The 25,759-nt window shown below is 70.5% G+C and carries 26 protein-coding genes; 10 read left to right on the forward strand and 16 right to left on the reverse strand.

Annotation, left to right across the window (positions count from 1 at the left end):
• Positions 1-13 precede the first annotated feature (13 nt).
• From LCN96_RS50090 to LCN96_RS50100, 3 genes are read left to right on the forward strand one after another with little or no spacing between them, the layout of a single operon-like run.
• On the forward strand, positions 14-688 hold the full coding sequence (locus LCN96_RS50090) for a response regulator transcription factor (protein WP_225269441.1): 675 nt from the start codon (positions 14-16) through the stop codon (positions 686-688).
• Complete coding sequence (locus LCN96_RS50095; protein ID WP_225269442.1) at positions 685-2,100, forward strand: sensor histidine kinase; 1,416 nt, start codon at positions 685-687, stop codon at positions 2,098-2,100. The genes LCN96_RS50090 and LCN96_RS50095 overlap by 4 nt, the downstream gene beginning before the upstream one ends.
• Complete coding sequence (locus LCN96_RS50100; protein WP_225269443.1) at positions 2,097-2,612, forward strand: hypothetical protein; 516 nt, start codon at positions 2,097-2,099, stop codon at positions 2,610-2,612. The genes LCN96_RS50095 and LCN96_RS50100 overlap by 4 nt, the downstream gene beginning before the upstream one ends.
• Before the next feature lie 3 nt (positions 2,613-2,615).
• On the opposite strand, the gene LCN96_RS50105 is transcribed toward LCN96_RS50100, so the two are convergent.
• From LCN96_RS50105 to LCN96_RS50165, 13 genes are all read right to left on the reverse strand, one after another.
• Entirely contained in the window at positions 2,616-3,884 is a 1,269-nt protein-coding gene (locus LCN96_RS50105) for a PhoH family protein (RefSeq protein WP_318528370.1), read from the reverse strand.
• Between the two features lie 257 nt (positions 3,885-4,141).
• Positions 4,142-4,903: an isoprenyl transferase gene (locus tag LCN96_RS50110; protein WP_225269444.1), complete on the reverse strand. Its 762-nt coding sequence runs from the start codon at positions 4,901-4,903 to the stop codon at positions 4,142-4,144.
• 93 nt (positions 4,904-4,996) lie between these two features.
• Positions 4,997-5,509, reverse strand: coding sequence for a hypothetical protein (locus LCN96_RS50115; protein WP_225269445.1), 513 nt, complete (start codon positions 5,507-5,509; stop codon positions 4,997-4,999).
• Between the two features lie 28 nt (positions 5,510-5,537).
• Entirely contained in the window at positions 5,538-6,419 is an 882-nt protein-coding gene (locus tag LCN96_RS50120; protein WP_225269446.1) for a DUF7064 domain-containing protein, read from the reverse strand.
• A gap of 25 nt (positions 6,420-6,444) precedes the next feature.
• Positions 6,445-6,885 carry a hypothetical protein gene (locus LCN96_RS50125; RefSeq protein WP_225269447.1) on the reverse strand — a complete coding sequence of 147 codons (441 nt, stop codon included), beginning with the start codon at positions 6,883-6,885 and terminating at the stop codon, positions 6,445-6,447.
• Positions 6,886-7,127: 242 nt separating this feature from the next.
• Positions 7,128-7,943, reverse strand: coding sequence for a DUF692 domain-containing protein (locus LCN96_RS50130; RefSeq protein WP_225269448.1), 816 nt, complete (start codon positions 7,941-7,943; stop codon positions 7,128-7,130).
• Between the two features lie 2 nt (positions 7,944-7,945).
• Positions 7,946-8,848: a TIGR04222 domain-containing membrane protein gene (locus LCN96_RS50135; RefSeq protein ID WP_225269449.1), complete on the reverse strand. Its 903-nt coding sequence runs from the start codon at positions 8,846-8,848 to the stop codon at positions 7,946-7,948.
• 99 nt (positions 8,849-8,947) lie between these two features.
• The gene (locus LCN96_RS50140; protein WP_225269450.1) at positions 8,948-9,922 is read right to left on the reverse strand and encodes a TIGR04222 domain-containing membrane protein; all 975 of its coding nucleotides are present in this window, start codon (positions 9,920-9,922) and stop codon (positions 8,948-8,950) included.
• Positions 9,923-9,998: 76 nt separating this feature from the next.
• Positions 9,999-11,792 (reverse strand): phosphoenolpyruvate carboxykinase (GTP), encoded by a 1,794-nt coding sequence (locus LCN96_RS50145; RefSeq protein WP_225269451.1) that lies wholly within the window; start codon positions 11,790-11,792, stop codon positions 9,999-10,001.
• A 261-nt stretch (positions 11,793-12,053) separates the two neighbouring features.
• On the reverse strand, positions 12,054-12,575 hold the full coding sequence (locus LCN96_RS50150) for a hypothetical protein (RefSeq protein ID WP_311132128.1): 522 nt from the start codon (positions 12,573-12,575) through the stop codon (positions 12,054-12,056).
• Between the two features lie 69 nt (positions 12,576-12,644).
• A complete protein-coding gene (locus LCN96_RS50155) occupies positions 12,645-13,799 on the reverse strand; it encodes a C40 family peptidase (RefSeq protein WP_225269452.1) in 1,155 nt (384 codons plus the stop codon).
• Positions 13,800-13,921: 122 nt separating this feature from the next.
• Positions 13,922-14,422: a transcription elongation factor GreA gene (gene greA / locus LCN96_RS50160; protein WP_043628806.1), complete on the reverse strand. Its 501-nt coding sequence runs from the start codon at positions 14,420-14,422 to the stop codon at positions 13,922-13,924.
• 108 nt (positions 14,423-14,530) lie between these two features.
• Positions 14,531-14,950 carry a DUF4307 domain-containing protein gene (locus tag LCN96_RS50165; protein WP_225269453.1) on the reverse strand — a complete coding sequence of 140 codons (420 nt, stop codon included), beginning with the start codon at positions 14,948-14,950 and terminating at the stop codon, positions 14,531-14,533.
• Between the two features lie 134 nt (positions 14,951-15,084).
• On the opposite strand from LCN96_RS50165, the gene mca reads away from it, so the two are divergent.
• From mca to LCN96_RS50180, 3 genes are read left to right on the forward strand one after another with little or no spacing between them, the layout of a single operon-like run.
• Complete coding sequence (gene mca, locus LCN96_RS50170; RefSeq protein ID WP_225269454.1) at positions 15,085-15,969, forward strand: mycothiol conjugate amidase Mca; 885 nt, start codon at positions 15,085-15,087, stop codon at positions 15,967-15,969.
• A 49-nt stretch (positions 15,970-16,018) separates the two neighbouring features.
• Complete coding sequence (locus LCN96_RS50175; RefSeq protein WP_225269455.1) at positions 16,019-16,201, forward strand: hypothetical protein; 183 nt, start codon at positions 16,019-16,021, stop codon at positions 16,199-16,201.
• Positions 16,202-16,480 carry a GNAT family N-acetyltransferase gene (locus tag LCN96_RS50180; protein WP_225269456.1) on the forward strand — a complete coding sequence of 93 codons (279 nt, stop codon included), beginning with the start codon at positions 16,202-16,204 and terminating at the stop codon, positions 16,478-16,480. It begins immediately after the preceding gene.
• A 34-nt stretch (positions 16,481-16,514) separates the two neighbouring features.
• On the opposite strand, the gene LCN96_RS50185 is transcribed toward LCN96_RS50180, so the two are convergent.
• The gene (locus LCN96_RS50185; protein WP_225276237.1) at positions 16,515-17,663 is read right to left on the reverse strand and encodes a hypothetical protein; all 1,149 of its coding nucleotides are present in this window, start codon (positions 17,661-17,663) and stop codon (positions 16,515-16,517) included.
• A 106-nt stretch (positions 17,664-17,769) separates the two neighbouring features.
• Here LCN96_RS50185 and LCN96_RS50190 point away from each other — a divergent pair, with 106 nt between their 5' ends.
• On the forward strand, positions 17,770-19,791 hold the full coding sequence (locus LCN96_RS50190; protein WP_225269457.1) for a thioredoxin domain-containing protein: 2,022 nt from the start codon (positions 17,770-17,772) through the stop codon (positions 19,789-19,791).
• Between the two features lie 74 nt (positions 19,792-19,865).
• On the opposite strand, the gene LCN96_RS50195 is transcribed toward LCN96_RS50190, so the two are convergent.
• Together LCN96_RS50195 and LCN96_RS50200 are read right to left on the reverse strand one after the other, a co-directional pair.
• On the reverse strand, positions 19,866-21,899 hold the full coding sequence (locus LCN96_RS50195; RefSeq protein ID WP_225269458.1) for a transglycosylase domain-containing protein: 2,034 nt from the start codon (positions 21,897-21,899) through the stop codon (positions 19,866-19,868).
• Positions 21,900-22,117: 218 nt separating this feature from the next.
• Positions 22,118-22,597, reverse strand: coding sequence for an Lrp/AsnC family transcriptional regulator (locus tag LCN96_RS50200; RefSeq protein ID WP_225269459.1), 480 nt, complete (start codon positions 22,595-22,597; stop codon positions 22,118-22,120).
• 103 nt (positions 22,598-22,700) lie between these two features.
• Between LCN96_RS50200 and hppD the strand changes: the two genes are divergently transcribed.
• Genes hppD through LCN96_RS50215 form a run of 3 tightly spaced genes read left to right on the forward strand, consistent with a single transcriptional unit; the run spans position 22,701 to position 25,747 of the window.
• Positions 22,701-23,810 (forward strand): 4-hydroxyphenylpyruvate dioxygenase, encoded by a 1,110-nt coding sequence (gene hppD / locus LCN96_RS50205; RefSeq protein WP_225269460.1) that lies wholly within the window; start codon positions 22,701-22,703, stop codon positions 23,808-23,810.
• Between the two features lie 34 nt (positions 23,811-23,844).
• Positions 23,845-24,288: an RDD family protein gene (locus LCN96_RS50210; protein ID WP_225269461.1), complete on the forward strand. Its 444-nt coding sequence runs from the start codon at positions 23,845-23,847 to the stop codon at positions 24,286-24,288.
• Positions 24,289-24,334: 46 nt separating this feature from the next.
• Positions 24,335-25,747 (forward strand): M1 family metallopeptidase, encoded by a 1,413-nt coding sequence (locus LCN96_RS50215; protein ID WP_225269462.1) that lies wholly within the window; start codon positions 24,335-24,337, stop codon positions 25,745-25,747.
• Positions 25,748-25,759 lie beyond the last annotated feature (12 nt).

The raw sequence follows: 25,759 nt of genomic DNA on the forward strand, positions 1-25,759 counted from the left end.
TAATAATGTGCGCGTGGCTGGCATCCTCCTCGTAGAAGACGATCCCTCGGTCCGCACGGCTCTGGAGCTGGCGCTGACCAGGCAGGGACACTCCGTCACGTCGTACGCGACGGGTGAGGAGGCCCTCGACCACATCAGGGCCAGGCGCCCGGAGATCGCCATCCTCGACGTCATGCTCCCCGGCATCGACGGCGTGGAGGTGTGCCGCCGGGTCCGCAAGCTCGACCAGCTCCCCGTCATCTTGCTCACCGCGCGCGGCGACGACCTGGACGTGGTGGTCGGGCTGGAGGCCGGCGCCGACGACTACGTGGTCAAGCCGGTCGAGCCGCGCGTCCTGGACGCCCGCATCCGCGCCGTGCTGCGCCGCGCCGAGTCCGCCTCCTCCGACCGCATCACGTTCGGCGACCTCGTGATCGACCGGGGGGCGCTCAAGGTCACGCTGGCCGGCAAGGAGATCCACCTGACCCCGACGGAGCTGCGGCTGCTGCTGGAGCTGGTCAGGCATCCCGGGCAGGTGCTCAACCGCCGCTACCTGCTGCGCGCGGTCTGGGACCACACGCACATCGCCGACTCCCGGCTGGTGGACGCCTGCGTGCAGCGCATCCGCGCCAAGATCGAGCCCAAGCCGGCCGAGCCCGTCTTCATCCACACCGTGCGCGGCTTCGGCTACCGGTTCAGCCCTCCGTGATCATCCCCCGCCCCACGGGCCTGCGCGCCCGCCTGGTCATCACCTTCACCCTCGTCGCCGTCACCGCCTCCCTGCTGGTCGCCACCATCGGTTACGAGCTGGCCAAGACCGCGCTCATCAGCAGGACCGAGACCACCTCGATGGAGATCGTCACCAGGGAGCTCGGCAGCATCGACTTCCCCATCGGCAAGCTCAGGCCGGGAGAGGCCGCCCCCACCTCCAGGGAGCTCGAACGCGTGGCCCACGCGCTGGCGGGGCCGGGCCGCAGCGCGCTCGTCGAGTACGGCACCATCATCGCCTCCGAGGGCCCCATGTCGATCAGCGACGTACCCAACGAGCTGCACGGCAGGTCCAAGCAGAGCCTCGTCACCCAGCGCAAGGTCATCGACGGCGAGCTCCACCTCATCGTCGGCGCCGAGGTCTACCGCGACAACGCGGGCACGCCCGAGGCGACCGGCCTGCAGGCGTTCGTCTTCTTCCCCATGCGCGACGACGAGCGCCAGCTCGACACGCTCAGGACCACGCTGGCCCGGACGGGCCTGGTCATCGTGCTCATCGCGCTGGTCGTGGCCCTGCTGTCGGCCCGCCAGGTGCTGCTGCCGGTGCGCCGGCTCAGCGCGGCGGCCCAGGCGCTCGGCCAGGGCAGGCTGGACACCCGCCTGCCCGTGCACGGCCAGGACGAGCTGGCCGGGCTCACCGCCCGCTTCAACGACGCCGCGGCGGCGCTGGAGCTGAGCGTGTCGGAGCTGCGCTCGCTGGAGGCCATGTCCCGCCGGTTCGTGGCCGACGTCTCGCACGAGCTGCGTACGCCGCTGACCGCGATGACGGCCGTGGCCGACATGCTCTCCGACGAGGCCGACCACCTGCCGGAGGCGCCCGCGCAGGCCGTGCGGCTGGTGCTCAAGGAGATCGAGCGCCTGCGCGAGCTGGTCGAGCACCTCATCGAGATCAGCCGCTTCGACGCGGGCACGGCCACGCTCAACCTGGAGCCGGTGAACGTGGCGGACTCGATCGAGGACTGCCTGGAGGTACGCGGCTGGAGCGACCAGGTGACGGTCACCGCCTCGCAGGGCCTGACCGCCAACCTCGACCCCAGCAGGTTCGACGTCATCGTGGCCAACCTGGTCGGCAACGCGCTCAAGCACGGCTCGCCCCCGGTCGTGGTGACCGCCAGGACCACGGAGAACGGCCTGGAGGTGAAAGTGCGCGACCACGGCAAGGGCATCCCGCGCGAGGCGCTGCCGCACGTCTTCGACCGCTTCTTCAAGGCCGGCGCCGGCCGGGCCCGCAGCCAGGGCAGCGGGCTGGGCCTGGCCATCGCCCGCGCCAACGTCCAGCTCCACGGGGGCACGATCTCCGTACGCGCCCAGGAGCCCGGCACCCTCTTCACGGTCTGGCTGCCCCACGGATGAAGGCACTCACAAGCGTCGCCGCCCTGTTGCTGGCCCTGCTGACCGGGCTGACGGCGGCCTGCGGCATCTCCCCCACCGACGTGCAGGACAGGGGCGACGCGCCCACCGTCAAGATCCCGCCGCCGACCAAGACGATCTACCTGCTCAGGGACGGCGCGCTGGCGCGGGAGCCGGCCGACGTCGAGGACGACACCGTGGACAGCGTGCTGAACGCGCTCTTCGACGCCTCCTCCCTGCCGCTCGGCGACCGGGACACGGCGCTGCGCGGGTTCACGTACCTGCGGACCAGGAACTCGATCAACCCGCCGCAGCGGGACGAGATCCAGCTCCCCCGCACCTCCACGCTGACCGTCTACATCAGCGGCGACGGCACGCTGACCAAGCTCGGCAAGGCGCAGATCGTCTGCACCGCGCAGCAGGACGCGGCGTTCGAGGTGGTGAAGATCGTCAGGGAGAACGAGGGCCGCCCCCCGCAGGACGAGGGGCGGCACACGTGCGGCGAGCTCAAGTGAGCATCACATGGTGATGTCCTCGAGCATCTCGGTCACCAGCGCGGCGATCGGGGAGCGCTCGGACCTGGTGAGCGTGACGTGGGCGAACAGCGGGTGACCCTTCAGCTTCTCCACCACCGCGACCACGCCGTCGTGCCTGCCGACGCGCAGGTTGTCGCGCTGGGCCACGTCGTGGGTGAGCACGACCCGCGAGTTGGCGCCGATCCGGCTCAGCACGGTCAGCAGCACCCCGCGCTCCAGCGACTGGGCCTCGTCGACGATCACGAACGCGTCGTGCAGCGACCGGCCGCGGATGTGCGTGAGCGGGAGCACTTCCAGCATGCCCCGGTCGAGCACCTCCTCGATCACCTCGGGTGAGGTGATCGCGCCCAGCGTGTCGTAGACCGCCTGGGCCCACGGGCCCATCTTCTCGCCCTCGGTGCCGGGCAGGTAGCCGAGCTCCTGACCGCCCACGGCGTAGATGGGGCGGAAGACGATCACCTTGCGGTGCTGGCGGCGCTCCAGGACGGCTTCCAGGCCCGCGCAGAGCGCCAGCGCCGACTTGCCCGTGCCGGCCCTGCCGCCGAGCGAGACGATGCCGATCTCCGGATCCATCAGCAGGTCGAGCGCGATGCGCTGCTCCGCGGAGCGGCCGTGCAGGCCGAAGACCTCGCGGTCGCCGCGGACCAGGCGCACCGACTTGTCGGGCTGCACCCGGCCGAGCGCGGAGCCCTTGGCCGACAGCAGCCGCAGGCCGGTGTGCGCGGGCAGGTCTCTGGTCTCCTCCATGTCCACGGTGCCCGACTCGAAGAGCGTCTCGACGTCCTCCGTGGTCACCTGGACCTCGGCCATCCCTGTCCAGCCCGACTCGTGCACCAGCTCGGCGCGGTACTCCTCGGCCGCCAGGCCGATGGAGGCGGCCTTGACCCGCATCGGCAGGTCTTTGGAGACCAGCACGACGTCGCAGCCCTCGCTGGCCAGCGAGCGGGCCACGGTCAGGATGCGGGTGTCGTTGTCGCCGAGGCGGAAGCCCACGGGCAGGATGGACGGATCGCTGTGGTTGAGCTCGACCCTGATCGTGCCGTCCCCCGTCGGCATCGCCTCGTCCAGCCTGCCGTACTGGACGCGTAGGTCGTCCAGGTAGCGCAGAGCCTTACGGGCGAAGTAGCCGAGCTCCGGATGGTGCCGCTTGCCTTCCAGCTCCGTGATGACCACGATCGGAAGGACCACGTCGTGCTCGGCGAACCGGGTCATCGCCGCCGGGTCGGCCAGCAGGACCGAAGTGTCCAGCACGTAGGTGCGCTTGGCCGACTGGTGAGTAGGGTTGCTCGAGGACACTGCCACACGTTCTCCCCCGGGTGCCCCTTGGTGCGGGCACCCTGCAGACGAGGTGGGAATCGGACCGGACCCGCGTCCCCGACCGCGTACTGCCGTCGGCGCCGGAGTCCGGCCCCCCTCGGCAGATGTGGTGCAAAGGCGGGCCCTCTCCGAAATGTCCGACCTGTGATCGGACACTTCCAACGTTACGTCCTGGATACCCGAATGTCGCGTCAGGAACCGTAACGCCGGTGTCTCGCAGCGTAATCACGCAGCGCCCGCAGGAAGTCGACCTTGCGGAAGTCCGGCCAGTAGGCCTCGTGGAAGTAGAACTCTGAGTGAGCACTCTGCCAGAGCATGAAGCCGGACAGGCGCTGCTCGCCCGAGGTCCGGATGAGGAGGTCCGGGTCGGGCTGGCCGCGAGTGTAAAGATGCTCCGCGATGTGCTCGACATCGAGTACCTCGACCAGGTCCTCGATGCTCGCTCCCCTGCTCGCTTGCTCCTGGAGCAGTGAGCGCACCGCATCGGCAATCTCACGTCTTCCTCCATACCCAACTGCAACGTTCACAATCAGGCCTGGACGGTGTGATGACGCTTCTTTTGCATTTTTTAGGACATTAGCCGTGCGGTCGGGGAGCAGATCGAGCGCGCCGACCGGGCTGATCCGCCATCCCTCCGCCACCAGCTCCTGCGTCACGTCCTCGATGATGCGCAGCAGCGGCTCCAGCTCTTCCCTCGGCCGGTTCAGGTTGTCGTTGGACAACATCCACACCGTGACCACCTCGACGCCGGTCTCCCGGCACCAGCCGAGCAGCTCGGAGATCTTGTCCGCGCCCTTGCGGTGACCCGTGGCCACGTCGCGGATGCCCATGGCGCGCGCCCAGCGGCGGTTGCCGTCGATGATGACCCCGACATGCCGGGGAATGCTGTCCTTCGACAGCTTGGCCTCCAGCCGGTGTTCGTACAGCCGGTAGACCAGATCGCGCAGGCCCACGGAGTGCCTCCCCAGCGGTGCTTGTGCCCCATTGGTCGTTTTGCCCCAACAGGCAATTATCACCGCGAAACGCCCGTGCCCGCTCCCTCTACGCTAATCCTGCGCAGACTCTCTACTTTTCAGACACCCTTCCGCCTCATCCACCAGCTCGCGGACGAACACCGACAGCTCGGCGGAGGTGAGCACCGCCCGCATCCCCACGCCCGTCGAACCCCAGGCCTCCACGTACGCCCTCCTGGTCAGCCGCCACTCGCCGGGCCCCGGCTGCCACACGGGGATGGTGCGCAGCTGGCAACGCAGCTCACCGCCGCCCAGGCCGGCCCTGGTCAGGTAACGGAAGGAGAACAGCTCGCGGTCGGCCTCGTCGCAGGGGAAGCGGTCGTCGGGGTCGGCCCAGCGCCTGCCCGCCCCCGCGCCCCTGCGGGCCTCGTCCACCCCGCGCGCCAGGCGCGCCAGCAGATGGCCGCAACGCTCCCCGACGCTCCCGTAGGGGGTGCCGTCGCGGTGCAGCTCCAAAGTGATCTCGTACGGCGCGCCCACGCTGTCGGTGCACGCCACAGGCGTCACGGTCAGATACGACCCGTCGACGCAGCGCAGCCCTCCCACGTCTCCCCCGTATCCGCGCTCCCGGTCGCTAAACCCCCGGCTCCCAGGCGTGCTCCCGCCAGGCCGGCGGCTGGTGCCACTCCGTCCAGCCGTGCCCGGTGCGCCCGTCCTCGGTCTCGTACGCGCACAGCGCCCTGGGGAAGTGCGCCGGCACACCCTCCGGCGACGTCAGCGTCACGGGGGCGAACGCGATCGGCCGCACGGTCGTGACGCAGCCGGGGAAGTACAGCACGCTGCGCGCCGGCCGGTCCCCGTCGAAGGCCGTGGCCGCCCGGAAGCCCTCGACGTGGGCCAGGTCCCCCTCGGCCGCCAGGAACGCGGGCCACGGCAGCTCCATGCCCAGGTTGGCGCGCATGCCGTGCAGGTACGTGCCGTCGTCCAGGCGGGCGCTGCTCCACAACCACGAGATCGACCACCAGTCGCGCACGCCCCAGCTGTGGTCGCGCTCGCCGTGCCCGCGGAAGGGCACGCCGCCGATCGTGCCGGTGACCTCGCAGGGGATCTCGTAGCGCGGGGTGATCGCGTAGCCGTAGACGCCCGCCGCGGTGCTGAACTCCAGATCCAAGGTCAGCTCCGCGGAGCTCAGGTGGATCCGGGCGCGCTCGAAGGGGTCGGTGATCAGGTGGCCGGCCGTGTAGTCCCGGCCCGCCACCGCGAGGTCCGCGCCGGGCAGCGGCGCCTCGTGGTCGAGCACCGCGACGCGGTGGCCGTCGGCGGTGACCAGGCAGGCCCAGTACCAGGCGCGGCCCCAGCCGGGATAGAGGCCGAGGCGGACGTAGCCGCCCGTCCGGCCGTCCTCGGAGACGAAGTCGAAGTACCAGGACTCGTTCCACAGCGGCTCGGGGCCGGGGTCGTGCCGGTGCTCGTCCTCCTGGTCCAGGGGCCACTCGCCCATGTTGACGATCCGCATGCCGCCTCCCAAGCGCTTGCTGCGATCAGCGTATGCCAGGGAGGCGCGACCACCAGCGGCGCCTGGGCGCCGGCTCCTCCGGCAGCCGTCCGCGCTCGCGCAGCCAGGCGGCGAAGTCGGCGGCGTCGGTGCGGTAGTCGGGGGGCGGGGTGGTGCGGGCGGCGGCGTACGCGGCGAACTCGGCGGCCAGGTCGGAACCCGCCGCCGCGGCCGTGTCGGGGCGGATCCTGGCCACGATGGCGCGGCGCTTGGCGAGCAGGCTGAGCGCCTGGGCCCGCATGCGCTCCGGGTCGAAGCCCTCGGGCACCTCCGCCCCGGCCACCAGGGCCGCCACGACACGCCCCTGCGCCTCGGCCAGCCGCCTGCGCCGCTCCTCACCCCCCAGATCCTGGGGCTCGGCCGTCCGTCGCGGCGTCTCCTCCACCTCGGCCGGCTCCTGAAGCTCGGCCGCCTGTCTCGGCGCCACGACCTCCTCCACCTCGGCAAGGACCTGCGGCGCGGCAGGCGGTCGCGGCGCGGCAGACTCCAACGGCGCGGCAGGCGGTCGCGGCGCGGCAGACTCCAACGGCGCGGCAGGCGGTCGCGGCGGGGCAGGCGGTCGCGGTGCCGGAAGCTCTTGCGGCGCGGGCGGCGGCGCGGGCTCGGCGGGCCGTGGCGGCTGCGCCGACGGCCCCTGTGCGCCGGCGAGCCGCCGCGCTTCTCCCGGACTCATCCGGCCTCTCCGGCCGCCGCCATCGCGGCCCTGATCCTGGACAGCTCGTTCGCCAGCACCGCGTCGCTCGGGTACTCGTCGTCCCACTCCAGCAGCACCCCCGGCGGGCTCACTCGCGAGCACAGCTCGGTGAGCAGGTCGAGCACGACCTGGGGCGCCGCCGTGGTGTGCGTGTCGTGCCAGATGCCGTGGTGCTCGTACCCGCCGGCGACGTGCACGTAGGCGAGGTGCTCCAGCGGCAGCGTGTCCAGCGCCGCCACGGCGGGCAGGCCCAGGTTGACCTGGTTGGTGTAGAGGTTGGCCACGTCGATCAGCAGCCCCACGCCGGTCGCGTCCACCAGCTCGGCCAGGAACTGCGCCTCGGTCAGCTCGTCCTCCGGCCAGCCGAAGATGGCCGCCACATTCTCCAGGGCCAGCGGCACGGGAAGCGACTCCTGCGCCCGGCGCACGTTCTCGACGACGACCTTCAGCGACTCCCTCGTACGGGGCACCGGCAGCAGGTGCCCCGCCTCCACGCCACCGCCCCGTACGAACGCCAGGTGCTCGCTGACCAGCGGCGCGTCCAGTGCCTGCGCGCACGCGGCCAGGTGGGCGAGCCGGGCCGGTGAGGACGGCTCCGCGCCGCCGACCCCGAGCGAGACCCCGTGCGGGATCACCGGCAGGCCCCTGGCGCGCAGCACGCGCAGGGACTCGGGCAGGTGGGCGGGCCTGATGTTCTCGGCGACCACTTCCAGGAAGCCGACGCCCGCCATCCGCTCGATGGTCAGGTCCAGCTCGGACCGCCAGCCGATGCCCACTCCCAGCCCCGCCATGGTCAGCTTCCTCCTCCGCAACCACCGCCGCCGCAGCCGCTGCCCCCGCCGCAGCTCGAACTGCTGCTGTAGGTGGCGCAGCCACCGCCGCCGGACCCGGCCCCGGAGTACGACCCGCCGCGACTCCTGCGAGGCCGCGCCGGCGCCGCCGCGTGCGTGCTGCGCAGTCCGTCGCGCAGCTCGGCGTCGCGCACCTGGCTCAGACCGTACAGCGCGAGCTGGACGGGCCCCTCCTCGCCCTTGGGATGTGCCCGCGTGGCCGCGCCCAGGGCCTCCCGTCCGTACGGGGTCAGCTTCGCCCGGGCGTCGTTCCGGCGGCCGCTGAGCACGAACTCGGTGCCGATCACCGTACCGAGGCAGACCACGGTGGCGAGCAGGGCGGGCAGGTTCGGGGCCAGCACGGCGGTCAGCCCCTCGACGACGACGCCCGCGTACGCCGCCACGGACAGCACCCGCAGCCGCACGCGCAGCCTGCGGACCTGGACGAGGACGCCGTCCGACAGGACCAGCCCCCACGCGGTGAGGCGCTCCTCCAGCCGCTGCATCGGCAGGCTCCTGTAGACCCTCTCCTTGAGCGACGTCACCGGCAGGCCCGATTCCTCGGCCACCCGGTTCAGCACGTGCTGCTCGATGGGGTCGTCCGCGAGCGTGCTCGTGACGACCTTGTGCACCAGCCCGCCGCGTGAGACGCGCAGGTCGTTGCGGCGTGCCAGGAGAGCGATGGCGGTGTCGGCGACCCGATCCGAGTCCCCGGCCAGGAACGCCAGTTCGTAGTGGCCGAGGTCCCCGGATCGGGTGCCCCCGGTGTCGGCGCGAGTCCCGATGCGCGCCCGATGGATCGCCGAGGCGGTGACGGCGGCGTAAGCCGCGATGGCCACCGATACGATGAGCAGGAACAGGTCCATGTGCGGCCTCCCCTCGTGCGGCCGATCAGCCTGCGTGTCAGAAAAGACACTTGTTCGCAAGGTAAAGGCCCGGCCCGCCGGGGCCCAGGTTTTGCTCCTTTAGCTCCCGCTGGATCCGCCCCCGCAGCTCGATCCGCCGCCACAGCTGGAACCACCGCCACTGCTCGACCCTGCGCCACAGCTCGACGAGCCGCCGCCGAAGTCCAGCCCGCCGTAGGAGTCGCTGCCGTACGTCGTGCCCTCGCCGCCGTGCGAGCCGCAGGAGCCGGCGCAGTCGCCGTTCGGGTCGCCGGCCGAGAGCCCGTCGCACAGGGTCCGGTCGTCCAGGTCGCTCAGCCCGTACAGGGCGACGGGGATGCCGACGGCGGTGACCAGCGTGCGGTGGTCGCGCACGCCCCTGCGGTGGTAGTCGCGCGCGGAGACCAGCACGTCGCGGCCCTCGCGGGTCAGCACGTTGCGCAGCCGCCTGCGCTGCCGGAGCAGCGCCGCCACGCCGGAGATCGCGGCGAACCCGGAGATCAGGAACGTGCCGAAGAGGTAGCTCTCCTGGCCCGCCACGCCGATCGCCGTCAGCAGGACCAGCAGCACCAGGTAGCCCAGCGCGCCGCACACCGCGAGCTTGAGCCGGTCCCTGCGCCGCCACGCGGCGCCGAACGCGTCCTCGCGCACGATCAGCCCGCGCGCTTCGAGCCCTCCGGCCAGCGACAGGAGCGCCGGATGCGACTCCAGCGCCCGCCGCAGCTCACTCGCCCGGTAGCCGCCCGGCCTGGCGGCCAGCGCGTCGAGCACCGCCTGCTCGATCGGCTCGGACGACGGGTGCGCGCCGTGCACCGGGGTGACCAGAGAGGCGCGCGACACGCGGACGGCGCCGGCCGTCGCGAGGACGGCCAGCGCCGTGTTGGCGGCCCGCCTCGGGCCGCCGGAGAGATAGGCCAGCTCGTAGTGGGAGAGCTGGTGCCCCGTGCCGCTCGGCGTGGCCTCGCTGATGCGCCTGCGCTCCCGCTCGACGCGCTGCTCGGCGGCGCTCACCAGGAAGAAGACTCCGAAGGCTGCGATGAGCAGGACGAGATCCACGGCAGCCCCTCCCGAGCGGCGGTACGGCGTCCGGCCAAGCTAGACGGCCGGGCCGTACCGCACAAGGGAGTCGCGCTCAGCCGAGGCGGTCGAGCAGCGCGTTGTACTCGTCCCACAGCTCCTTGGGCAGGTGGCTGCCGAAGGTGTCGAAGTGGCCCGGGATCAGCGCGGCCTCCTCGCGCCAGACCTCCCGGTCGACGGTGAGCAGCGTGCGCAGGTCCTCCTCGGACAGGTCGAGGCCCTCGGTGTCGAGGTCGGCCGGCAGCAGGCCGATCGGCGTCGGCACGGCCTTGGCCTCGCCGTTGAGCCGCTCCACGATCCACTTGAGCACGCGGCTGTTCTCGCCGAAGCCGGGCCAGACGAACGTGCCCTCGTCGTTCTTCCTGAACCAGTTGACGTAGTAGATGCGCGGCAGCCGGGCGCCCTCACGACGGCCGATCTCCAGCCAGTGGCCGAAGTAGTCGCCCATGTTGTAGCCGCAGAACGGCAGCATGGCGAACGGGTCGTGGCGCAGCTCGCCGACCTTGCCCTCGGCGGCGGCGGTCTTCTCGGAGGCGACGTTGGCTCCGAGGAAGACGCCGTGCTGCCAGCTCAGCGACTCCGTGACCAGAGGCACGGCGGTGGCGCGGCGACCGCCGAACAAGATCGCTGAGATGGGCACGCCCTTGGGGTCCTGCCATTCGGGCGCGATGGTCGGGCACTGCGAGGCAGGCGTGGTGAAGCGCGCGTTGGGGTGGGCGGCGGGCTCGTCGCTGCCGGGCGTCCAGGAGCGGCCCTTCCAGTCGGTCAGGTGCGCGGGCGGCTCCTCGGTGAGGCCCTCCCACCACACGTCGCCGTCGTCGGTGAGCGCGACGTTGGTGAAGATGCTGTTGCCCCAGAGCGTCTTGATGGCGTTGGCGTTGGTCACCTCGCCGGTGCCGGGGGCCACGCCGAAGAAGCCGGCCTCCGGGTTGATGGCGTACAGGCGGCCGTCCTCGCCGAAGCGCATCCAGGCGATGTCGTCGCCGATCGTCTCGACCTTCCAGCCCGGGATCGTGGGCTTGAGCATGGCGAGGTTGGTCTTGCCGCAGGCGCTGGGGAAGGCGGCGGCGATGTAGCGGGTCTCGCCGGAGGGCGGGGTCAGCTTGAGAATGAGCATGTGCTCGGCCAGCCAGCCCTCGTCGCGGGCCATCACGCTGGCAATGCGCAGCGCGTAGCACTTCTTGCCGAGCAGCGCGTTGCCGCCGTAGCCGGAGCCGTAGGACCAGATCTCGCGGGTCTCGGGGAAGTGGCTGATGTACTTCGTGGAGCTGCACGGCCACGGCACGTCGGCCTGGCCGGGCTCCAGCGGCGCCCCGACGGAGTGGACCGCCTTGACGAAGTCGCCCCGCTCCTCGATCAGCCGCAGCGCCCGCTCGCCCATGCGCGTCATGACGCGCATCGAGACGGCCACGTACGCGGAGTCGGTGATCTCCACCCCGAGCTGGGAGATCTCGCCGCCCAGCGGGCCCATGCAGAACGGCACCACGTACATGGTCCGGCCGCGCATGCAGCCCTTGAACAGCTCGCCGAACGTCTGGCGCATCTCGCCGGGCGCGATCCAGTTGTTGGTGGGCCCGGCGTCCTCGCGGCGCTCGGAGCAGATGAAGGTGCGGTCCTCGACCCGTGCCACGTCGGTGGGGTCGGACTTGGCGTAGAAGCTGTTGGGCCTGGCGGCCAGGCGCGTGAGGGTGCCCTGCTCCACGAGGAGGTTGGTCAGCCTTGTCCACTCCTCCTCGGAGCCGTCGCACCACTCGATGCGGTCCGGCTGGGTGAGGGCCGCGATCTCGTTCACCCACGCGGCCAATTCGCGATTGCTGGTGGGCGCTTCTACTTCCACGGAAACGGACACGACTTGACTCCTCCACTCTCTCAGGGCCCAGTCATCATTAACGACGGAGCGCCCCGAAAGCCAATTGGCGTAGACCTATTGTCTGGGTGCGTCGCCGCAGGCAGCGGCCCTGACGATTGGGGGAGCCTACCCACGCGGAGGAGATTTAAAAGAGGTATTTTTCACCCTGCCGGACCCCAGTGGTCCAGTCCAATTAAGCTGGTCTAAACCAATTGTCGAAGTGGTTTAGTCCATTCCCTGAGCCGTTTCCGCTGGCCGCTCTCATGAATGGACGTCGGGCCCCGCGGAGCGGACGCGGTCCACGTGCTGCAAGGCGTCGCGCAGCTCGGCCAGCCACTCGTCGGTGTTCTTGCCGACCAGGCGCACGCACCAGGCGAGCGCGTCGCTGCGGCTCCTGGCCACACCGGCGGCCACCAGCGTGTCGAGCACCTGACGCTCGGCCTGGCGCAGGCGCGTCATGACGGGCACGGACAGTGTGGTGAACATCACAGTCTCGCCGCCGCAGACCACGCCCCAGGACACCTTCTGGCGGAACCGGTGCTCGGCCTCCCTGGCGATCTCGATCCGCCGCTCGCGTGTCTCCTCCCTGAACCTCCTGGCCAGCCCCTCGATCAGGGCCTGCCGCTCGGCCTCGGGGGTGTCGGCCGGCGGGTCGGGCAGGGTGCCGAGCACCGCGATCTCCTCGCGGTCCCGGACGATCTCCGGCGCCCCGGTGAACCAGCCCTCGGGCAGCCGGCCGGTGAACCAGCCGCGTACCTGCGCGGTCGCCTCATCTGTTGCCATGTAATCAACATTACATTCTTGCGGCCCGAATGCACGTGCAGACAGGAGGACCTGTCGGTCAGGGAAGGGTCAGCGGACCTTGGCCGCCGCGATGGGGCTCACCCGGACGACCCCGGCCAGGTTCCTGGTGCTCACCGGGACGATCTTCACCACGTCACCGGTGCGCGGCGCGTGCAGCATCTTCCCGTCGCCCCAGTAGATCGCCACGTGCGAGATGTAGTCGGGGTTCGTCGGGTCGTTGCGCCAGAAGAGCAGGTCGCCCGGGTGCGCCTGCGAGTAGGGCACCTGCGGTCCCGTCACCCACTGCTGGTGCGTCACGCGGGGCATGCGCACCCCCGCCTGCCCGTAGGCCCACTGGACCAGGCCGGAGCAGTCGAAGGTCTCGGGGCCCTCGGCGCCCCACACGTACGGGCGGCCCAGCTTGGACACCGCCGCCCTGAGCGCCACCGTGAGCTGCTCGCCGGTCATGAACGAGCCCGCCGGCCAGTTGCGCTGGGTCACCTTCTGCTGCGGCTGGGGCAGCACCGGGTTGACCGTGGCCACCTGCGTGCCCTTGCCCAGCGCCTTCATGATCCGCTTGCTCAGCGTGGCGGAGTTCGCCTTGGGCGCGCTGACGATGAGCGCGTTGTCGCGGGGCAGCCCCAGCGCGCGGCCGACCTCCTTGGACACGACCGCGTCCACGGCGCCGAAGCCCGTGGTGGCGTACGCGCCGATGCGCAGCCGCCCGGCGCCGCCCGCCGACACCCGGCTGTGCAGCGCCAGCCCGCCGTCGTTGCCCAGCACGAACGAGACCGCCACGTCGCCCGCCGCGACGTTCTGCCACAGCGCGTCGGAGGAGGCGGTCACCTTGGGGGTGTACGAGCGGAACGTCGAGGGGTTGACCGCCAGCGTCTGCACGCGCTTGCCGTCGAGCGTGACCGAGGCCGCGTCGGCCAGCTCCAGCGCCCGCACGCCGGACAGCTTCGCGACCTTCTGCAACATCTCGTTGGTGAACGGCTTGCGCGTGAGCACGAACAGGTTGGGCTTGTGCAGCTTGCTCAGCGGCGCCACCGGCTGCGCCGTGGGGAGCGCCTGCGGCTGCTGCATCGGCCGCTTCTGCGCCAGCGGAGTCTGCCGGGGAGTGGCCCGCACCACCTCGCCGGGGGCGAGGGTGGCCTCCGGCTGCGTCAGTAACAGCACATCGGCCGTCAGCACCGCGACCAGGGTCACCACGATGAACGGCACGAGTTTGTAGGTATTACGCCGTTTACGGGTCTTGACTAAGAAACTGAGGTCTTGCCGGATTCCGGACCCATGCGAAAATTCCGCCGGGCCAACGGGGGCCCGGCGGTCGTGGTCCAGGGGGGTCAGTTGCCGATGTACGGCACAGCCTCGAGGATCTCGACGGTGTTCTGCCGTCCGTTGGGCAGGGAGTACGTGGCCTTCTCACCGATCTTCTTGCCGTTGATCGCCGCCCCGAGGGGGGACTTGGGCGAGTAGACGTCGATCGGCGCGCCGCTCTCCTCGCGGGAGGCGAGCAGGAAGGTGACCTCGTCGTCGTCGCCGACGAACCGGATGGTCACGGTCATGCCGGGGCCCACCACACCCTCCGCCTTGGGGGCCTCTCCCACCTGGGCGTTGTCGAGAATCTGCCGGAGGTGGAAGATCCGGGCCTCCATCTTGCCCTGCTCGTCCTTGGCGGCGTGGTATCCGCCGTTCTCGCGCAGGTCGCCCTCTTCACGGGCGGCCTCGATCTTCTTGGCGATGTCGACGCGCCCGGGGCCAGAGAGATACTCGTACTCCGCCTTCAGGCGGTCGTACGCCTCCTGCGTCAGCCATGTGACGTTCTCATCGCGAGAGTCGGCCACGGGTTCTCCTTGCTTGCCTAGGGGGCCCTGAGATCATCTGAGGTTGCGTACGGTTGAATTGCGAAAGGCTAACAAGTTAACCGCTCGAACGCTTCCCCAAATGTCTCACTATACGAGATTGCAGTACTGGATGTGGACGGAAGTCGCCTGACCACTCGTGTCGAGGCTTTCCTTGAGCTGCTTACTACCCTCACCAGGCGGGATTCTTACTTCCTTGCTGCCCACTTCCGCATGATTGACGTCCAGAGCCCTGATCCGGCAGACGGCCACCCTATCGTCTGGCTTGTAGACCTCAAAGGTGATCTCGGCCCTGCTGGGCCCGTTCACCTTGAACGTCACGACCTGGGCCGGCGCCTCCGAGCCCCCGGCCGTCATCGACCACATCACGTAGCCCCAGCCACCTGCGATGATGGCCACGAGCACGCCGATCACCACGTGGACGACAAGCCGGCCACCTCGTCTGGGTCGGTCTGGAAAGTCGTCGGGCGTGCCGAGAACTGGCCCGTTCCCGGCATCTCTGGTGACCATGGCGGAATCTCCCTGCACTCCCTCAGCGTTATCCGAGACAATTGTCGCCCGCGGGGGGTGTGCCCTCGCGACCGCCCAGCAGAAACTAACCTCTCTGGGCGACTGACCGGTCCCGACTGAGGAGCTTCGAGCCCGTGAGTGCACCGCTGAGGCTGATGGCCGTTCACGCCCACCCCGACGACGAGTCGAGCAAGGGCGCCGCCACGATGGCGCGTTACGTGCGTGAAGGCGTGGAAGTGCTGGTCTGTACCCTCACGGGCGGTGAGCGCGGATCCGTGCTCAACCCCAAGATGGACCGGCCTGAGATCGTCGCCAACATCGGGGAGGTGCGCAAGGCCGAGATGGCCAGGGCGCGCGAGATCCTCGGTGTCGAGCAGCGTTTCATGGGTTTCGTGGACTCCGGGCTGCCGGAGAACGAGGACGAGCAGCTTCCTGAGGGCTGCTTCGCCCTGCAGAAGCTGGAGGACGCCTCGGCGCCGCTGGTGGCGGCCGTCCGCGCGTTCAGGCCGCACGTGATCATCACCTATGACGACGACGGCGGTTACCCGCACCCCGACCACATCATGACGAACAGGGTCTCCGTGGAGGCGTTCGAGGCGGCCGGCGACCCCGACCGCTACCCGGGCACCGGCGACCCCTGGCAGCCGCTCAAGCTCTACTACCAGATGGGCTTCACCAAGGAGCGCTTCGAGGCGCTGCACGAGGCGATGACCGAGCGCGGCCTGGGCTCCCCGTACGCCGACTGGATCTCCCGCTGGGAGGACCGCCCGGCCAAGTGGCCGGTGACCACGCGGGTGCCGTGCGGCGAGTACTTCGAGATCCGCGACGAGGCGCTGAAGGCGCACGCCACCCAGGTCGACCCCGACAGCTGGTGGTTCGTCTGCCCGCGCGAGCTGCAGCAGGAGATCTGGCCGACCGAGGACTACCACCTGGCGCGCTCGCTGGTGGACACCGAGCTGCCGGAGGACGACCTGTTCGCGGGCATCCACGCCGACGAGGTCGAGCCCGCCTGCCACTGAGCGGACCGCTGGCCGGACCACGGCACCTCGGTGGCAGACTGGAGGGGTGATGGTTCTAGCAGCAGGTGAAGTGAGCCCGGGCCTGCTCGGGTTCGTCGTCGTGGCCCTGCTCGGGTTCGCCCTGTACATCCTGATCAAGTCGATGAACAAGCAGATGTCGAAGATCCAGGTGCCGCGCGAGGGCGAGATCGAGGCCGAGGCGGCCCGCGAGGACGAGAAGGCCAAGAAGTAGATGGCAATCGAGATCGTCGACAACTCGACGCAGAGCCGGTTCGAGATCCTCGTGGACGGCAAGGTCGCCGGGTTCGCCGACTACCTGCTGCTGCCCACGAAGATCATCTTCACGCACACCGAGGTGCTGCCCGCCTACGAGGGTCAGGGGCTGGCGGGCAAGCTCGTCGGGCACGCCCTGCAGGCGAGCGCCGACACCGGCCTGCGGGTCGAGCCGCGCTGCCCCTACGTCGCCAAGTACATCGAGCGCCATCCGGAGTTCCAGAGCCTGGTGGGCTGAGCCCCAACCCCTGGGCGCCCGGTGGGCCGAGCGGTCACTCCTGCGCGGGCGACCAGGCGCGTTCGAGCGCCTTGGGCAGCCCCCACCAGCCCAGCGGGGTGAGCACCTCGTCGTCGTCCACGACGCCGAGCAGCCGCCACAGGCTCACCACCGACTCGAACAGGCCCTCCGTCGCGTCGAGGTCGTCCTCGTCCTGCTCGTCGATGTCGATGTCCTCCGACTCGGCGATCAGGCGCGCCATGCGCTCGGGCGAGGCCAGCACCCCGGGGCCCAGCCGCACCAGCGCCGCCACCCCGGCCAGCCAGTCGGCGTGCTGGATCGCGCAGAGGTTGGCCAGCGCGGCGTCCTCCTCGCTCAGGTCCCCGTCGAGGTCGGTGAACTCCTCCAGGACGTCCTCGCCGTCCGACAGGTCCGAGATCGGCCCGGCGATGCCCGCCGCCACCGACAGCCACAGCTCCATGTCGTCGTCGGGCACCGGCCGGTCGCCGAACCCGGCGCAGGCCCGCAGCACGTTGGCGGGATAGCCGGGCAGGGCCAGCAGCGCGCGCAGCCGCGTGGCGGCCGCGTCCAGCGCCGCGACGGGCACCTCGGGCTGCTTGGGCAGCTCCGCCAGGATCCGCCGCAGCTCCGACAGCGCGAACGCCTCCTCCTCGTCCCAGGCCGCGAACAGCTCCTCGTCCTGCTCGTCGCTGACCGCGAAGCCCGGCACCCGCCCGTCCGGCAGCGCCGCGCCCAGCCAGCGCTCCTGCAGCTCCTCGTAGGCCGAGCGGGCGTCGGGGTCGCCGGCGGCCAGCGCGTCGGGGTCGATCTCCCCGGCCGCCACCCGCTCCTCCAGGTAGGCCACCAGCCGGGCGAACATCTCACTCGCCACGGGCCCGCGCTCGTCCTCCTCCGGCCAGACGAAGTAGCTGGGCGTCATCAGGATCGGCTCAGTGCCCGTGGACTCCACCCACCGCTGCACGTCGCCCACCGTGGCCACCCCGGCCTCGATCGAGCTCAGCGTCGCCTTGGCGGAGTCCCAGAACGCCAGGGAGAGCGGGTTGCCCGCAGCCATCATGGCCCGCCGCAGGTCGGGCAGCGCCACGAGCGCCACGCCCGACGGCACGGCGAGCAGTGCCCGTGCCACGTCTCTGCGCGTGAGGGCCGTCGCCGGACGACCGGCCTGGGCGCAGACGAAGTCCATATCCACGCACGTAACCTACGCCGTGGCAGCCCGCTCAGTCATCGTCGCGCACCGGGCTGCCGTGGCGGCGAGCCGCCGCCGTCTAGGGTGGGCGGTGGAGGTCCTGATGAACCGCTTGAAAGACGCGACGAGCCCTTACCTGCTGCAGCACGCGGACAACCCGGTCGACTGGCACCCGTGGGGCGAGGAGGCGTTCGCGCAGGCCCGCCGCCGTGACGTGCCGCTGCTCATCAGCGTGGGGTACTCGGCGTGCCACTGGTGCCACGTCATGGCCCACGAGAGCTTCGAGGACGCCGAGACGGCGCGGCTGATGAACGAGCACTTCGTCAACATCAAGGTCGACCGCGAGGAGCGGCCCGACGTGGACGCCGTCTACATGGGCGCCACGCAGGCCATGACGCACCAGGGCGGCTGGCCGATGACGGTGTTCGCCACGCCCGACGGCCACCCGTTCTACTGCGGCACCTACTTCCCGCGCCCGCACTTCCAGCGCCTGCTCACCGAGGTGCACCGCGTGTGGACGGGCGACAGGGAGTCGGTGCTCAAGCAGGGCGCGAAGGTGGTGGAGGCGCTCAACGCGAACACCACGCTGCCCACCGGCCCGCTGCCAGGCGAGGAGACGCTGCGGCAGGCCGAGCACAACCTGCGGGAGTCGTTCGACGCGGCGAACGGCGGGTTCGGCGGGGCGCCGAAGTTCCCGCCGTCGATGGTGCTGGAGTTCCTGCTGCGCTCGGGCGAGCGCGAGATGAGCGGCAAGACGCTGGCGGCGATGGCCAGGGGCGGCATGTACGACCAGCTCGGCGGCGGGTTCGCGCGCTACAGCGTGGACGCGCGCTGGGTGGTGCCGCACTTCGAGAAGATGCTCTACGACAACGCCCTGCTGCTGCGCGTCTACACGCACTGGTGGAAGGCGGGCGGCGGCGAGCTGGCCAGGCGGGTGGCGCTGGAGACGGCCGGCTGGCTGCTGCGCGAGCTGCGCACGCCGGAGGGCGGCTTCGCCTCCGCGCTCGACGCCGACAGCGAGGGCGTGGAGGGCAAGTTCTACGTCTGGACCCCCGAGGAGCTGCGCGAGGTCCTCGGCGAGGACGACGGCCGGTGGGCCGCCGGGCTGTTCGAGGTGACGCCCGCGGGCACGTTCGAGCACGGCGCCTCCGTGCTGCAGCTCCTGCGCGACCCCGAGGACCCCGGGCGTTACGCGGACGTGCGCGCGCGGCTGCTGGCCGCCAGGGAGCGCCGGGTGCGTCCCGGGCGCGACGACAAGGTCGTGGCCTCCTGGAACGGCCTGGCGATCGCCGCCCTGGCCGAGACCGGGGTGGTGTTCGAGCGCCCCGACCTGGTGACGGCGGCCACCGAGGCGGCCGAGCTGCTGGCCCGCACCCACCTGGCCGACGGCAGGCTGCTGCGCACGTCCAGGGACGGCCGGGCGGGCACCAACGCCGGGGTCCTGGAGGACTACGCCGACCTGGCCGAGGGCCTGATCTCCCTGTACGGCGTGACGGGCGAGGCCCGGTGGCTGCGGCTGGCGGGCTCGCTGCTCGACACCGTGCTCGACCGCTTCTCCGACGGCGAGGGCGGCTTCTACGACACCGCCGACGACGCCGAGCGGCTCTTCCAGCGCCCGCAGGACCCCACCGACAACGCCACCCCCTCCGGCCAGTACGCCGCCGCCGGCGCCCTGCTCTCCTACGGCGCCCTGACCGGCTCCACGCGGCACCGTGAGGCCGCCCAGGCCGCGCTCGGCACCGTGTCGGTGCTGGCGGCCGGGCACGCCAGGTTCGCCGGGTGGGGGCTGGCCGTGGCGCGGGCAGCGCTGTCGGGGCCCGTGGAGGTGGCCGTCGTCGGGCCCGCCGACGATCCGCGTACGGCGGCGCTGCACCGGGAGGCGCTGCTCGCCGACGCGCCCGGGCTCGTGGTCGCGCTCGGCCGGGGCGACACCGCCGACCGGGGCACCGGCGACCGGGGCACCGGCGATCCGCTCGTGCCGCGCGAGAGCGTCTTCCCCGCCCTGCTGGAGGGTCGCGGGCCGGTCGGTGAGGCGCCCGCCGCGTACGTGTGCAGGGGGTTCACCTGCCGGATGCCGGTGACGACGGTGGAGGAGCTGCGCGCGGAGCTCGGCTCGGGCGGCTGACAGGAAAGGCGGCTCGGGGCGCCTGACGGCCCGCGTGCCTCGCGCGCGGAGCCCGGCTCAGGCCCTGCCCGGGCCTAGCGGTTCACCTGCTGGGGGCGGCCGCTCCTGCCGTCGCCCTCCTCGGTCTCCTGCACCGACGGCTGGTCGGGGATCTCGGTGTCGGGCGGGGACGTCTGCTCCGGCTGCTCCTCCGGCCCGTCGTTCTCCGGCGCCTCGGTCATGGGCGGGTCGGTGAACGGCGGCTGGCTGGAGTCGGGCTCGGGCCCGTCCCAGTCGTCCTGGCTCGGCGGCGGCGAATACTGCTGCTCGGGCACGTCGCTGTCGCGGTCGGGCTCGGAGTAGCCGGACGACCAGCCGTACTCCGACGGCTCGGGGAACTCCTCGACCGGCTCGCCCTCCATCGCCTCGGTCATGAACGCCCGCCAGATCTGCGCGGGCAGCTGGCCGCCGAACTGCGTGCCGTACCCGGGGATGGAGACCGTGGCGTTGTCGTCGCGGAACATGTTCACCGCCACCGCGAGCTGCGGCGTGAAGCCGTTGAACCAGACGGACCTGGAGTCGTCGGTGGTGCCGGTCTTGCCCGCCACCGGACGGTCGTAGAGGCGGGCGGCGGTGCCGGTGCCGTACTTGACGACCTGCTGCATCGCATAGATCGTGTCGGCCGCGGCCTGCTCGTCCACCACCTTGGTCTCGACCGGCTTGACCATCTCCTTGCGGCCCTCCGCGTCGGTGACCGACCTGACCACGTGCGCCTCCACGTGCACGCCCTTGTTGGCGAAGGTGGAGAAGCCCGAGGCGTTCTGGACGGCGCTGACGGAGGAGACGCCGAGCGGGAAGGAGGCGGCCTCCTTCTGCTTGTCGAGCTGGGCGGCGGGGATGCCGGCCGCCTCGGCGGTCGCGGCCACCTTGTCCAGGCCGACCTTCTGGCCGAGGTCCACGAAGGCGGTGTTGACGGAGTTCTGGGTGGCGCTGACCAGGTTGATCTGGCCGTAGGAACGGTCGCCGTCGTTGGGGATCGCCTGGGACGCCGAGGCGACGCGCAGCGGCGAGTTGCCGTCGACCCTGGTGGACAGGTCGAAGCCGTTGTTCAGCGCGGCGGCCAGCGTGTACGGCTTGAACGTGGACCCGGCCATCACCTTGGCCGAGAAGGCGCTGTCGTAGTACTTCGACTGCGACGGCCTGCCCCCGTAGAAGGCGATGACCTCGCCCGTGGCGGGATCGACGGCGGCCAGGCCCGTGCGCACCTTCTTGGGCGTGCTGTCCGGCAGCGTGTCCTCCACCGCCCGCTGGGCGGCCTGCATGAGCTTCTTGTCGAACGTGGTGACGATCTTGAGGCCGCCGCTGTTGATGTCCTCGTCGGTGTAGCCGCGCCGGTTCAGCTCGGCCGTGACCTGCTCCAGCATGTACTGGGCCTGGCCCTTGAGCTCGAACGGCTTCTTCGGGGCCGCCAGCTCGGGGAAGCGCTGGGCGGCCACCTGCTCGGTGGTCAGCGAGCCGGTCTGGCCCATCGCGTTGATCACCGACTGCCAGCGTTCCCTGGCCGCGACCAGGTCGGAGCCCTTGGGGTCGGCGAAGCGGCTGGGCTGCTGGATCACCGCCGCCAGGTACGCCCCCTCCGAGACCGACAGGTCCTCGACGTCCTTGCCGAAGTAGGCGCGGGCGGCCGACTGCACGCCGTTGGCGCCGCGGCCGAAGTAGATCGTGTTCAGGTACTGCTCCAGCACCCAGTCCTTCGACTTGGACTGGTCGACCTTCATCGCGATGAGGATCTCCTTGAACTTCCTGGTGACGGAGCGTTCCTGGCTGAGCCCGCTGTAGTAGTTGCGCACGAGCTGCTGGGTGATGGTGGAGCCGCCCTGGAGCTGCTGGCCGGTCACGGTGGACCAGACGGCCCGGCCGGTGCCCTTGAGCGAGACCCCGGCGTCCTCGTAGAACGAGCGGTTCTCGGCGGCGATCACCGCGTCGCGCACGTGCTTGGGCACCCGGGCCAGCTCGACCTTCCTGCGGTCGATGCCCTGCCGGGCGAGCACGCTTTTCCCGTCGCGGTAATAGATCACCGAGCCCTGCGCGGTCGCCTGCTTCTGGGTCGTATCCGGAATCGGAGTCAAAGCCCAGGCAATGGCGAAAAGCCCGGCCAGTACGACGATTCCCGTGCCGATCGAAACCAGGAGAACCCGGAGAATCCGCCGCCGTTTCCGCATTCCGATACCACCGCCACTCCGCACCCTCGACCCCCCTCGTCAAGCCTCGCCCAACCCCCGCAAGCTGGGCGAATGGTAAGGGTAAACGATCGACAATGGTGCCTAGTCCCTCAGCGATAGTACGTCTACCCGGCCCCCCGATGCGGAACATCGGCGACCAAAGGCAGCACTCGGTAGGGAACCGGGGTGTCGAGTGCGATGATCGAATTAGTCCGGAGTACGCCGTGAACATCGACGATCCGATCGATAACCCGCTGTAAATCGGCGTTCGTTCTGGCGACCACGCGGCACAGCAGATCGCTGTCACCGGTGATCGTGTGCACCTCCAGCACCTCGGGGATGGCGGCCAGCCGGTCGGCCACCGGATCGTGCCCGGCCACCTGCCTGATCTCCATGCTGACGAACGCGGTCACGTGGTAGCCGAGCGCGGCGGGCGACACGTCGGGGCCGAAGCCCGTGATCACCCCCCTGTCCATGAGCCGGTCGAGCCGGGCCTGGACCGTGCCGCGGGCCACGCCGAGCCGCCGCGAGCACTCCAGCACGCCGAGCCGGGGCTCGGCGGTCAGCAGGGCGATCAGCCGGGAGTCGAGCTCGTCGATTGTCATGCTGTACAGAATTACCCGAAGAGGCCGCCCACGACTAGACAGATTGTGCACTCATTGAGGTAACTGTTGCGCAAGTCGTCCAGGGAAATCAACAGTTAAGGGTATGAGAGATGTCTTTCCGGTCAACGGCATGCACGCCGTGGTGTTCGCTGTCGGCAACGCCAAGCAGGCGGCCCACTACTACTCGACCGCGTTCGGCATGCGGCTCGCCGCCTACAGGGGCCCGGAGAACGGCAGCCCCGACATGGCCGCGTACGTGCTGACCTCGGGCAGCGCCACCTTCGAGCTGCGGGCCTCGATCAGGCCGGGCACGGACCTGGCGCGGCACGTGGCCGAGCACGGTGACGGGGTGATCGACCTGGCCATCGAGGTGCCCGACGTGGAGGCCGGTTACGCCTACGCCGTCGCCCACGGGGCCCAGGGGCTGGTGGAGCCGTACACGATGGAGGACGAGCACGGCAAGGTGGTGCTCGCGGCCATCGCCACCTACGGCGAGACCCGCCACACGCTGGTCGACAGGTCCAACTACGGCGGCCCCTACCTGCCCGGCTACGCGCCCGCCGAGCCGCTGGTCGCGCCGCCGGCGACCAAGCACGGGCGGCTCTTCCAGGCCGTGGACCACTGCGTCGGCAACGTCGAGCTGGGCAAGATGGACGAGTGGGTGGAGTTCTACCGCAAGGTGATGGGCTTCACGAACATGGCCGAGTTCATCGGCGACGACATCGCCACCGAGTACTCCGCCCTGATGTCGAAGGTCGTGGCCGACGGCACGCGCAAGGTCAAGTTCCCGCTCAACGAGCCGGCCGTCAGCCGCAAGAAGTCGCAGATCGACGAGTACCTGGAGTTCTACGGCGGCCCCGGCGTGCAGCACATCGCGCTGGCCACCAACGACATCCTGACCACGGTGGACCACATGCGCGCCGCCGGGGTGAGCTTCCTTCAGACGCCCGACTCCTACTACGACGACCCGGAGCTGCGCGCCCGCATCGGGCGGGTCAGGGCCCCGATCGAGGAGCTGAAGAAGCGCGGCATCCTCGTGGACCGCGACGAGGACGGCTACCTGCTGCAGATCTTCACCCAGCCGGTGCAGGACCGGCCCACGGTCTTCTTCGAGCTGATCGAGCGGCACGGCTCGCTCGGGTTCGGCAAGGGCAACTTCAAGGCGCTGTTCGAGGCGATCGAGCGGGAGCAGGAACGCAGGGGCAACCTTTAGTTTGTCCCGACTTGGTGGTGGTCATCCAGACATCATGGGACTGCCGCCACCGGGCTTGGCGGGACGCTGGCGGCGGTTGTTCGCCGGCGTCCTCGACTGGCTCGTCATCAACCTCGCCGCCGCGCCGTTCAACTGGACGAGCTGGCACCACGTCTGGGACGAGAGCAGGGGCGACTGGGAGCGTTATCCGGTCGAGCACACCTTCGTGGCCGGTCTGGTGGCCTTCCTCTACTTCTGGCTGCTGCACGCCTTCTGGAACGGTCAGACCCTGGGCAAGAAACTGTTCGGTCTCCGTGTCGTGTCCGAGTACGGCGGGAGGATAGGGGTCGGGCAGGCAGCGGTCAGGCAGGCCGTCTTCAGCGTGCTCGGCTGGCTGTGCTGCGTCGGCCCCCTCGTGGATCTCGGCTGGATCCTCTTCGACCCCCGTAAACAGGCCGTACACGACAAGGCAGCCAGGACGGTCGTCGTGAATGCCTGACTCAGCGTAATATTCAGGTCACGATACGAAGGGGGCTCGTACGCACATGCGTGTCAACAGGCGCGGGGTGGCCATGCTGGCGACGCTCATCAGCGTGCTGGCCTGCTCACCCGCAGACGAGCCGACCCCGCCGGCCGCCGGGCAGAGCGCGGCCGACCGGCGCGCGGGCGCGCCCGGCATCGGCGACCCCGACTTCCCCCGCGACGGCAACGGCGGCTACGACGTCGCGCACTACGACCTGAGGGTCGACTACACGCCCGCCACCAAGCGGCTCGACGGCGTCACCACGATCGACGCCGCCGCCACCCAGGAGCTGTCCAGCTTCAACCTCGACCTGACCGGGCTCGACGTGCGCGAGGTCGCCGTCAACGACGCGCCCGCGACATTCACCAGGAAGGGCGACGAGCTGACCGTGCGGCCCGCGCGGGCGCTCACCGAGGGCGCTCCGTTCACCGTCAAGGTCGCCTACACCGGTCAGCCCAAGCCGGCCAGCGACAACGCCAACCTCGGCACCTACGGCTTCATCCCCACCCCCGACGGCGCCTTCGTGGCCTCCGAGCCCAACGGCTCCAAGACCTGGTTCCCCAACAACGACCACCCCGCTGACAAGGCCACCTTCGACTTCACGATCACCGTGCCCGCCGGGCTGACCGCCCTGGCCAACGGCGAGCAGGCCGGGCAGCCCACCACCGCGGGCGGCAAGACGACCTACCGCTGGCGCGAGCGCCATCCGATGGCGACCTACCTGGCCACGGCCACGCTGGGCAAGTTCAGCCTGCGCCAGGGCAGCACCGCCGCCGGCATCCCCAACCTGGCCGCCGCCGACCCCAGGTTCGCCGGCTCGCTCGACTCGCTCTACACCCTGTCCGGGCAGATCACCGACCACTGGGCGACGGTGTTCGGCCCCTACCCGTTCTCCTCGACCGGCGGCGTGGTCGACGACTACTCCGCCGGCTACGCCCTGGAGAACCAGACCAAGCCGCTGTACGGCGGCTTCCAGCCCGACGAGTCGATCATCGCGCACGAGCTGGCGCACCAGTGGTTCGGCAACAGCCTGACGATCAAGCGCTGGAAGGACCTCTGGCTCAACGAGGGCTTCGCCACCTACGCCGAGTGGCTGTGGGCCGAGCACAAGGGCACCAAGACCGCCGAGGCCACGTTCCGGGAGCTGCTCAAGCGCCCCGCCACCGACCCGATGTGGAAGTATCCCCCGGGCCGCGCCAAGCCCGACGACCTGTTCAACCAGTCCGTCTACACGCGCGGCGGCATGACCCTGCACGCCCTGCGCGGGGCCATCGGCGACCCCACGTTCTTCGCCCTGCTCAAGGCGTGGACCACCGAGCATCGCTACGGTCATGTGACGACCGAGCAGTTCGTCGCGCTCGCCGAGCGCCTGTCCGGCAAGAGCCTCGACCCGCTCTTCGACGCCTGGCTCTTCCAGCCACGCAAACCCGCCTGACCTTCGCGGAAA

This window comes from Nonomuraea gerenzanensis (assembly GCF_020215645.1).
In the GTDB taxonomy this organism is placed as follows: domain Bacteria; phylum Actinomycetota; class Actinomycetes; order Streptosporangiales; family Streptosporangiaceae; genus Nonomuraea; species Nonomuraea gerenzanensis.

Bases quoted from the DNA above. Each gene is read 5' to 3' on its own strand.
- LCN96_RS50100 (WP_225269443.1), top strand. From the start codon at position 2,097: ATGAAGGCACTCACAAGCGTCGCCGCCCTGTTGCTGGCCCTGCTGACC.
- LCN96_RS50120 (WP_225269446.1), bottom strand. From the start codon at position 6,419: ATGCGGATCGTCAACATGGGCGAGTGGCCCCTGGACCAGGAGGACGAG.
- LCN96_RS50130 (WP_225269448.1), bottom strand. From the start codon at position 7,943: ATGGCGGGGCTGGGAGTGGGCATCGGCTGGCGGTCCGAGCTGGACCTG.
- LCN96_RS50135 (WP_225269449.1), bottom strand. From the start codon at position 8,848: ATGGACCTGTTCCTGCTCATCGTATCGGTGGCCATCGCGGCTTACGCC.
- LCN96_RS50150 (WP_311132128.1), bottom strand. From the start codon at position 12,575: ATGGCAACAGATGAGGCGACCGCGCAGGTACGCGGCTGGTTCACCGGC.
- LCN96_RS50165 (WP_225269453.1), bottom strand. From the start codon at position 14,950: ATGGTCACCAGAGATGCCGGGAACGGGCCAGTTCTCGGCACGCCCGAC.
- LCN96_RS50175 (WP_225269455.1), top strand. From the start codon at position 16,019: ATGGTTCTAGCAGCAGGTGAAGTGAGCCCGGGCCTGCTCGGGTTCGTC.
- LCN96_RS50180 (WP_225269456.1), top strand. From the start codon at position 16,202: ATGGCAATCGAGATCGTCGACAACTCGACGCAGAGCCGGTTCGAGATC.
- LCN96_RS50185 (WP_225276237.1), bottom strand. From the start codon at position 17,663: ATGGACTTCGTCTGCGCCCAGGCCGGTCGTCCGGCGACGGCCCTCACG.
- LCN96_RS50190 (WP_225269457.1), top strand. From the start codon at position 17,770: ATGAACCGCTTGAAAGACGCGACGAGCCCTTACCTGCTGCAGCACGCG.
- LCN96_RS50200 (WP_225269459.1), bottom strand. From the start codon at position 22,597: ATGACAATCGACGAGCTCGACTCCCGGCTGATCGCCCTGCTGACCGCC.
- hppD (WP_225269460.1), top strand. From the start codon at position 22,701: ATGAGAGATGTCTTTCCGGTCAACGGCATGCACGCCGTGGTGTTCGCT.
- LCN96_RS50210 (WP_225269461.1), top strand. From the start codon at position 23,845: ATGGGACTGCCGCCACCGGGCTTGGCGGGACGCTGGCGGCGGTTGTTC.
- LCN96_RS50215 (WP_225269462.1), top strand. From the start codon at position 24,335: ATGCGTGTCAACAGGCGCGGGGTGGCCATGCTGGCGACGCTCATCAGC.